Raw genomic sequence first — 7,827 nt, 5'->3', positions numbered from 1 at the left:
GGCGCGGCGGGCATGCCCTGCGGCGGCGGGGCCGGGGCCGCCTGCGGCGGAGGTCCCGGCGGCCGCTCGGCGGGCATCGGGGGAGCGGGCGGGGACGGCGGGACGGGCGCGACCGGCTCGTCGGGCCCGGCCGCCGCCGGCGCCTGCGCCTCCCGCTCGGACGCCAGGTGCGCGCGGGCCGCCTTGATGATGTCCCACGCGCTCAGCTCGTCGGTCGAGGGCGGGGTGTGCATCGCGGGGCTGGTCAGCTCGGCCGCGATCGCCTGCGGCAGCGCGAACCCGGTCGCCGGCGGCGGCACCTGCGCCAGCCGGCACCACGTCAGCCCCAGCGTGTAGGTGGTGGCCAGCAGCGCGGCCAGCGCGTCGGCGTCGTCGGTGCGCAGCGCCTCCGGCAGCCGGCCGTCGCGCGGCCACAGGTCGCGCAGCGGATGGTGGGCGTCGGTGAGCACCGCCTGCAGGGTGCGGGCGCTGTCGGGGTCCAGCCACCGCTGCAGGGCCGGCAGTGCGTTGGGCGCGGTCTGCAGGTCGGCGGCCAGCGCGGCCACGCCCGCGCGGCGCACCTCGTCGTGCGGGCGGCCGCCGGTGACCTGCCGCGCGCCGGTCCGCGCGGCCAGCTGCTGCTGCAGGTCGTACAGGGCCAGGCGCAGGTACTCGCCGGGCGCGGCGTCGCGCACCATCGGGGTGGCGTACTCGGCGGGGCAGCGGCGCCGCCACTCCTGCAGCACGGCCGCGGGCCCGTAGCGGGCGGTGGCGATGTCCTGCTGCACCAGCCGCAGCGAGGCCGCCGTGACGGCCGCGAGCGCGTCGGCGCCCGGCCGGAACCGGGCGTCGCCCTGCAGGCCGGCGGCGACCTCGTACATCACCCGCGCGATGTGGGCGGCGCCGCCGCCGTCGCCGGCCAGCAGCCGGTTGATGTAGTAGCCGGCCAGCGTGCCGAAGTCGGGCGGCATCATCCAGTGCAGCCGCTCGGCGGGGGTGGTCAGGAACGGGATGAACGACTCGATCAGCGGATGCTCGATCAGCACCACCGGCGACCCGGCGCACCACAGCAGCGCGCCCCACGCGGCGGCGACCGTGCTGGGCGTGCCCGGCTGGAACATCGGGTCCTGCTGGGCGAACTGGGCCGGGTTGACCGCCCATGCCGTCGTCAGCGCCTGCTGGATGCGCGCGACCACGGACGTGTCGGGCGCGGGGCCCAGGAAGCCCAGCGACGCCACCTGGCCGGCCGACAGGTCCGGGCCGGTCGGGTACAGCTGCGGCGGCACCGGCGGGGTGCCGGCGCCGCGCGGCGCCGGGACGACGGCGGCGCGGTCGGCGGGGGTGACCGGGGGAGGGCAGGGGTGCCAGTTGCCGTCCAGGCCGCAGCGGTACCAGCGGCCCCACGCCCCGTACAGCCACCATTCGCTGGCGCCCCACAGCATCCGCGCGGCGACCTGCTCGGCGCGCTGCTGCGGGGCCGCGGACGCCCACCACGGTGAGGCCACCAGCTCCCTGACGTTGCCCTCGACCGCCGTGAAGAGGTCGCCCGCCGATCCGCCCCCGCTTGTGCCGGGTCCCGCCCCGGCCCCCTGCCAGTTCACCAGGCGAATGCTAGTCGTTCGCGGGGCCGCCCCCGGCATCGATCCGGCAACTCCGGACGCATGCGGGCACGCCCGCCGCACCACCCGGTAAGGAGCGTTATGCAATGATGCTCCTTATCCTTGGACGGGACATCCTTGGACGGGACGGACGGACCGGGCGGCACACGGCGAGGAGCGGCGGATGGACCAGGCGGCGCGCACCCGCACCACAGGGCTGGCCTTCGCCGTGCTCTCCTCGGTCGCCTTCGGCGCCTCCGGCCCGTTCGGCAAGGCCCTCATCGGCGCCGGCCTGACCCCGCTGCAGGCGGTCTGGCTGCGCATCGCCGGCGCCGCCCTGGTGCTGGTGCCGCTGGTGCTGCTGCTGCGCGGCCCCGCCGCCGGCCGCGCGCTGCGCCCCCACCTGCCGCGGCTCGCGGTGTACGGGGTGACCGGCGTCGCCGGCTGCCAGGCGTTCTACTTCGTCGCCGCGTCCCGGCTGCCGGTCGGCATCGCGATCCTGCTGGAGTTCACCGGCCCGGTCATGGTGCTGGCGTGGCTGCGGCTGGCGCGGCGGGCCCGCGTGCACCGCACCGCCGTCGTCGGCGTGGCCGTCGCGGTCGCCGGGCTGGCGATGGTGGTGCAGGTGTGGGCCGGGCTCGCCCTGGACGCGCTCGGCCTGGCGGCGGGGCTGGGCGCCGCCGCCTGCCAGGCCGCCTACTTCCTCATCATCGACCGGCTGGCCGGGCAGGTGGACCCGCTGGCCATGACCGCCGTGGGCAGCGTGGTCGCCGCCGCCGCGCTCACCTTCGTCGCCGTGCCCTGGACGCTGCCGTGGCACGTGCTCGCCGAGCAGGTCGCGGTCGGGGACCGCGCCGCGCCCGGCTGGCTGCTGGCCGCCTGGATCGTCCTGGTCAGCACCGTGCTGGCGTACCTGGCGGGCGTGGCCGGGGTGCAGCGGCTGTCGGCGCAGGTCGCCGGCGCCGTCTGCTACACCGAGGCGGTCGCCGCCACCCTCATCGCCTGGGCCGCGCTGGGTGAGCGGCTGGCGCCCGTCCAGATCGCCGGCGGCGCGGTCGTGCTGGCCGGCGCGTTCATCGCCCAGCGCGCCGTCATCGACCGCGACCCCGCCGTACCGGCCCCGCGGGCCGCCGCGCCCGCCCTCGACCGGCCCTGACGGACGCGGGGGGCGCGGACGGCGGGGTGCGGTCAGGCGTTCTCGCGGCGGAACCGGTGCGCGCCCAGCGCCACCGACACCGCCAGCAGCACCGCGGTGACCGCCGCGCCCTGCGCGACCGTCCCGCCGGCCCAGTCCCCGGCGAACACCGCGCGCACCGCGTCCACCACGTACCGGAACGGGTTGAACGCCGACACCGCGCGCAGCCAGTCCGGCGCCATCGTCATCGGCAGCAGCACCCCCGACAGCAGCATCAGCGGCAGCGTGACCGTCGACAGCAGCGGCGCGAACGCGTCCTCGGTACGGGTCGCCATCGCCAGCACGTACGACAGCGAGGCGACGCTCACCGCCAGCAGGACCACCAGCGCCAGGCCCGCCAGCATGCCGGCCAGCGGGGCGCGCAGCCCCAGCGCCAGGCCGGCCGCCAGCAGCATGACCGCCTGCACCGCCAGCACCGCGGTGTCGCGCAGCACCCGGCCCAGCAGCAGCGCGGTACGGCTGACCGGCGTGACGCGCAGCCGCTCCACCACCCCCGCGCGCAGGTCGGCGATCAGGCCGAAGCCGACGAAGCCGGCGCCGAACAGCGACAGCTGCACCAGGATGCCCGGCACCAGCACCTGCCAGGCGTCGCCGGTACCGAAGCCCTGCACGCCGGTCATGTTCCGCAGCAGCGGGCCGAAGAACAGCAGGTAGAGCAGCGGCTGCAGCACGCCGAAGGCGACCGCGACCTTGCTGCGCAGCGTCTGCCGCAGGTGGCGGCCGAAGATGAGACGGGTGTCGCGCACGAACAGCACGAGGAACCTCCAGAAGAAGACGGGGGATGGGAACGGGGGCGGGCGGCTCAGGCGGCGTCGCGCAGCGAGCGGCCGGTGACGGTCAGGAACACGTCGTCCAGGGTGGGGCGGGCCAGGCGCAGTGACACCAGCTCCACGCCGGCGGCGTCCAGCGCGCGCACCAGTCCCATCAGCGCGTGGTCGCCGTCCTCGACGGTCAGCCGCAGCTCCCGCCCGGTGACGGCGGCCTCGCGTACGGCGGCGTGCCCGGCCAGCGAGTCGCGGGCGCGCCCGGCGTCCCGGTCCGCGGCGAGCTCGAGCGTGACCACGTCGCCGGAGATCCGGCGCTTGAGCTCGCCGGGCGTGCCCGCGGCGACGATGGCGCCGTGGTCGATGATGAGGATCCGGTCGCACAGCGCGTCGGCCTCGTCCAGGTAGTGGGTGGTCAGGAAGACGGTGGTGCCGTCCTCGGCGCGCATCCGCCGGATGTGCTCCCACAGGTTGCCGCGCGACTGCGGGTCCAGGCCGGTGGTGGGCTCGTCCAGGAACACCAGCGGCGGCGCGTGCACCAGTCCCAGCGCGATGTCCAGCCGGCGGCGCTGCCCGCCCGACAGTGACCCGGCCGGCCGCGACTCCAGCCCGGCCAGGTCCAGCCGCGCGCACAGCGCGGCGATCCGCTCGCGCGCGCCGGCCACGCCGTACAGGTCGGCCTGCAGCCGCAGCTCCTCGCCCACCGGGACGGCCGGGTCGGTGCCGCCGCCCTGCCCGACGTACCCGATGCGGCGCCGCACGCCCGCCGGATCGGCGCGCAGGTCGTGCCCGGCGACGGTCGCCGTCCCGGCCGTCGGCGCCAGCAGCGTCGTCAGCATGCGCAGCGTCGTGCTCTTGCCCGCGCCGTTGGGGCCCAGGAACCCCACGATCTCTCCCGGCGCGACCGCCAGGTCGACGCCCCGCACGGCCTCCACCGTCCCGTGCCTGGTGGTGAAGGTGCGGGCCAGTCCGTGTGCCTCGATCACAGTCGCCTCCCTCGATTCGCCGATAGAGTAACCCAAATTTTTAAGTGACACCAAAATTTGTGCGGCACCACGGACGGCTAGAATCTCCGCCATGACGGAACGGGAACCCGGGCTGCGCGAGCGCAAGAAGCGCGAGACCCGGCAGCGGCTCTCCGACATCGCCACCGGCCTGTTCATCACGCGCGGCTTCGACAACGTCACCATCGCCGACGTCGCGCGCGCCGCCGACGTGTCGGTCAACACGGTCTTCAACTACTTCAAGACCAAGGAGGACCTGTTCTTCGACCGCCAGGACGAGATCGCCGCGCAGGCCGCGCGGGCGTTCCGCGACCGCCGCCCCGGCGAGTCGGCCGTGGCGGTCTTCCACCGCATGTTCGTCGAGGGCCTGGACGGCAACGCCTACCAGACCGCCTTCCACGAGGGCAGCGAGATCTGGGCCAAGACCGTCATGGACAGCCCCGCCCTCACCGCCCGCCAGCGCGAGATCGCCCAGCGCGCCCAGGACGAGCTGGCGGCCATCCTCGCCGAGGAGACCGGCGCCGACCCCGACGACATCGGCCCCCGCACCGTCGCCTCCATGCTCATGTCGGCGCAGTTCGTCCTGATCCAGGAGATCGTCGCCCGCAGGCTCGCCGGCCAGTCACTGGAGGAGATGCGCGCCGACGTGTACGCCGCCGTCGAACGCGTCTACGGCCTGCTGGAGAACGGCATCGGCGACTACGCCGTCAAACCCGCCTGACCCGGCCGCGCGCCCGGCACCGGTCCGCCCGCCGGGGGCGGCCCGCCGGAAAATGAGTGTCGGGGCACTCGCGGCGATTCTTAGACTCCATGATTGCGGAGGCGAGACAATCATGGACACCCCCACACTCCTCGGTCATCTGGAGAACGGCACCGGACCCCTGACGCTGCCCCGGGGCGGCACCCTGTGCTGGGACGACGCGGACTTCCACCGCGCCGCCTACACCGACGACCCCGAGGGCTACGCACTGCTCGGGCTGGCCCCCGGCGTCGCGCCCTGGCAGCGCGCCCGCGTGCTGCTGCAGATCCTGGCCGCCTCCCAGGCCGGCCTCGACGACGCCACCCGCGCCACCCTCGCCAGGACCGCGCGCGTCCTCACCCTCGCGCTGCCGCCCGGCCACGTCATCACCGTCCTGCTCGGCCTGCGGCGGCTGCGCGCCAACCACAAGCACACCACCCGCACCGCGCTGCGCTTCGTCCTGGAGCACCCCGCCGCCGACGCCCTCATCGCCGCGCGCCGCCCCGCGCTCGTCGACTGCTTCGAGCACGCCCTCGGCAAGGCCACCGCCCGCGGCTGCGCCCGCCGCGTCGCCGACGGCGACACCGGCTCGGACTACCTGCAGCGCCGCCTCCTGCGCTTCCTCACCGCCCCCGCCACCGCCCTGCCCCGCGTCCGCGCCCTCTACCCGGCGCGCCCCGGCGAGGCCGCCGACCCGAGCACCACCGGCACCCCGGGCACCCAGAACACCCCGGGCACCCAGGGCGCGGCCGGTGCGCCGGGCCCGCACGAGCCCGCCCTCACCGTCGACGCCGTCCGCGAACGCCCCCAGACCGTCACCGCCACCAACCGCGGCGACATCGCCGCCACCCTCGTCCACCTCTACCGCGGCGGACCCGCCGAGGACCTGTACGTCGCCCTCAACGGCTACCTGGGCACCGCCGCCGCCGCGTTCCCCCGTTTCGAGGGCACCCTCGCCCTGGTCCTGGACGCCTCGGCGTCCATGCGCGGCCACGGCGAGCGCGAATGGGCCGTGCTGTCGCAGGCCGCCGCCCTGCGCATGCTCCTCTCGCAGGTCTGCGCCCGGCTTGAGGTCATCGAGGTCGGCGGTGACGAGCGCGCCCCCCGCGGCGCCACCGACCTGGCCATGGGCGTCCTGGACGCCCTCGGCACCGCCCCCGACCTGGTCGCCGTCGTCTCCGACGGCTACGAGAACCTCTTCCCCGGCGACCTGGCCCGCGTCGTGGCCACCCTCCCGCGCGCCGGCGTCACCACCCCGGTCGTCTTCTGCCACGCCATGTTCACCGGCGGCGACGACCTCACCCTGCGCCGCCCCGCGCCCGCCCTCCCGCAGCGCGGCTTCTGGCACCAGGACGACTTCGCCGAACTGCTGCCCTGGATGTTCGGGCACTGCGCCGCCGGCGGCCCCTGGCTGCGCGACACCCTCCGCGCCCGCCTGGACCTGCTCGACCACCGCGCCGCGCGGCTCCTGGACCGCTCCGCCGCCTGAACGGCCCCGGCCCCACGGCAACGGCCACAGCGACGGCCACCGCAACGGAAGGACCCCCCGATGAGCGAGCCCACCGCGCTCGACACCCTCGTGCCCGGACCGCTCGGCCTGGCCGGGCACCGCCTCGGCACGCCCCAGCGCGCCGGCGCCCTCACCATGGTCCCCGTCACCGGGCCGCCCTACCCCGGCATCGCCCCGCCCCGGACCGCCCTCAAGCTCACCCGCGTCGCCGGGTACGGCCGCCTCGAACTCAGCAACGCCGCCGCCGGCGGCGTCGCGATCGTCCCCCTGCACATCGGCTACGTCCAGGACGCCGCCCAGAACCACGCCCTGTGCCGCTCGGCGTTCCTGGCCCCCGGCCAGTCGCTGATGTTCGAGGACGCCTGCTGCGTCCAGCAGAGCCAGGGCGGCTACCTCGCCGAACGCGACCAGTGGTTCTTCGTCCTGCCGCTGGAACTGCGCGCCCGCGCCCTGGAACTGCGCGGCGTCCACGACTACGCCAAGCTCTGGAACGACATCACCGCCCTCAACCGCGGCTGCGGCCTGCCCGCCCGCGGCCACCTGGAGCAGATCCTCTCCCGCCGCCGCCCCGTCCTCACCCAGTTCCAGAACCGCCTGGAACTCCAGCCCGGCCAGCTCGGCGCCCTGTTCTTCGTCGCCGGCCGCTTCGCCGGACTGGAGATCGCCCCCGACCCCGCCTACTTCGCCGAGGTCTGGACCGCCCTGGTCGCCTTCGCCTACGGCGTCCCCGCCTGGCGCGCCGAACCCGCCCCGCCCGCCGCGCCGCCGGCGCCCTACGAGGCTGGCGACCTGGCCGGCCTGCGCGCCGCCCTCGACCGCGACCGCGCCGGCCGCGTCGCCGAGGTCGCCGGCTGGCTCGCGGACCTGCCCGCCGGGCCCCTCCGGACCGTCGAGGAGGAGCGCTACCTCGGCCTGCGGCTGTCGACCGTCACCGGCCCCCACCTGGCCGGCCAGGTCGTCACCGACGGCGACCGCGCCGTCTACGCCTCCCTGTTCGCCGCCCCCTGACACCCCGCGCCGCGCGTTCACCGCACCGCC

General features: G+C 76.0%; 7 protein-coding genes. 4 read left to right on the top strand and 3 right to left on the bottom strand.

Annotated elements, in window-relative coordinates; translation table 11 throughout:
* A partial coding sequence (locus AB0881_RS11280) for a hypothetical protein (RefSeq protein ID WP_366616195.1) occupies positions 1–1,580 on the bottom strand: 1,580 nt, incomplete at its 3' end.
* Between the two features lie 181 nt (positions 1,581–1,761).
* On the opposite strand from AB0881_RS11280, the gene AB0881_RS11275 reads away from it, so the two are divergent.
* Positions 1,762–2,733: a DMT family transporter gene (locus tag AB0881_RS11275; protein WP_366616193.1), complete on the top strand. Its 972-nt coding sequence runs from the start codon at positions 1,762–1,764 to the stop codon at positions 2,731–2,733.
* A gap of 32 nt (positions 2,734–2,765) precedes the next feature.
* Here AB0881_RS11275 and AB0881_RS11270 read toward each other — a convergent pair whose 3' ends face one another.
* Complete coding sequence (locus AB0881_RS11270) at positions 2,766–3,527, bottom strand: ABC transporter permease (protein WP_366616192.1); 762 nt, start codon at positions 3,525–3,527, stop codon at positions 2,766–2,768.
* Positions 3,528–3,574: 47 nt separating this feature from the next.
* The gene (locus AB0881_RS11265) at positions 3,575–4,522 is read right to left on the bottom strand and encodes an ATP-binding cassette domain-containing protein (RefSeq protein ID WP_366616191.1); all 948 of its coding nucleotides are present in this window, start codon (positions 4,520–4,522) and stop codon (positions 3,575–3,577) included.
* Between the two features lie 91 nt (positions 4,523–4,613).
* Between AB0881_RS11265 and AB0881_RS11260 the strand changes: the two genes are divergently transcribed.
* The 3 genes from AB0881_RS11260 to AB0881_RS11250 all read left to right on the top strand — a co-directional run bounded on the left by AB0881_RS11260 (position 4,614) and on the right by AB0881_RS11250 (position 7,797).
* Complete coding sequence (locus AB0881_RS11260) at positions 4,614–5,261, top strand: TetR/AcrR family transcriptional regulator (protein ID WP_366616190.1); 648 nt, start codon at positions 4,614–4,616, stop codon at positions 5,259–5,261.
* A 112-nt stretch (positions 5,262–5,373) separates the two neighbouring features.
* Positions 5,374–6,768 carry a hypothetical protein gene (locus AB0881_RS11255; protein ID WP_366616189.1) on the top strand — a complete coding sequence of 465 codons (1,395 nt, stop codon included), beginning with the start codon at positions 5,374–5,376 and terminating at the stop codon, positions 6,766–6,768.
* Between the two features lie 60 nt (positions 6,769–6,828).
* Complete coding sequence (locus tag AB0881_RS11250; protein WP_366616188.1) at positions 6,829–7,797, top strand: DUF6569 family protein; 969 nt, start codon at positions 6,829–6,831, stop codon at positions 7,795–7,797.
* Positions 7,798–7,827 lie beyond the last annotated feature (30 nt).

It is taken from the genome of Spirillospora sp. NPDC029432, assembly GCF_040703975.1.
Classification (GTDB): domain Bacteria; phylum Actinomycetota; class Actinomycetes; order Streptosporangiales; family Streptosporangiaceae; genus Spirillospora.
Note: the sequence above shows the minus strand (reverse complement) of the source record. Positions and strands in the feature narration are given on the sequence as shown.

What these genes read in the sequence shown, in the direction of transcription:
- AB0881_RS11250 (WP_366616188.1), top strand. Translation starts at nt 6,829, where the DNA reads ATGAGCGAGCCCACCGCGCTCGACACCCTCGTGCCCGGACCGCTCGGC.
- AB0881_RS11255 (WP_366616189.1), top strand. Translation starts at nt 5,374, where the DNA reads ATGGACACCCCCACACTCCTCGGTCATCTGGAGAACGGCACCGGACCC.
- AB0881_RS11275 (WP_366616193.1), top strand. Translation starts at nt 1,762, where the DNA reads ATGGACCAGGCGGCGCGCACCCGCACCACAGGGCTGGCCTTCGCCGTG.
- AB0881_RS11260 (WP_366616190.1), top strand. Translation starts at nt 4,614, where the DNA reads ATGACGGAACGGGAACCCGGGCTGCGCGAGCGCAAGAAGCGCGAGACC.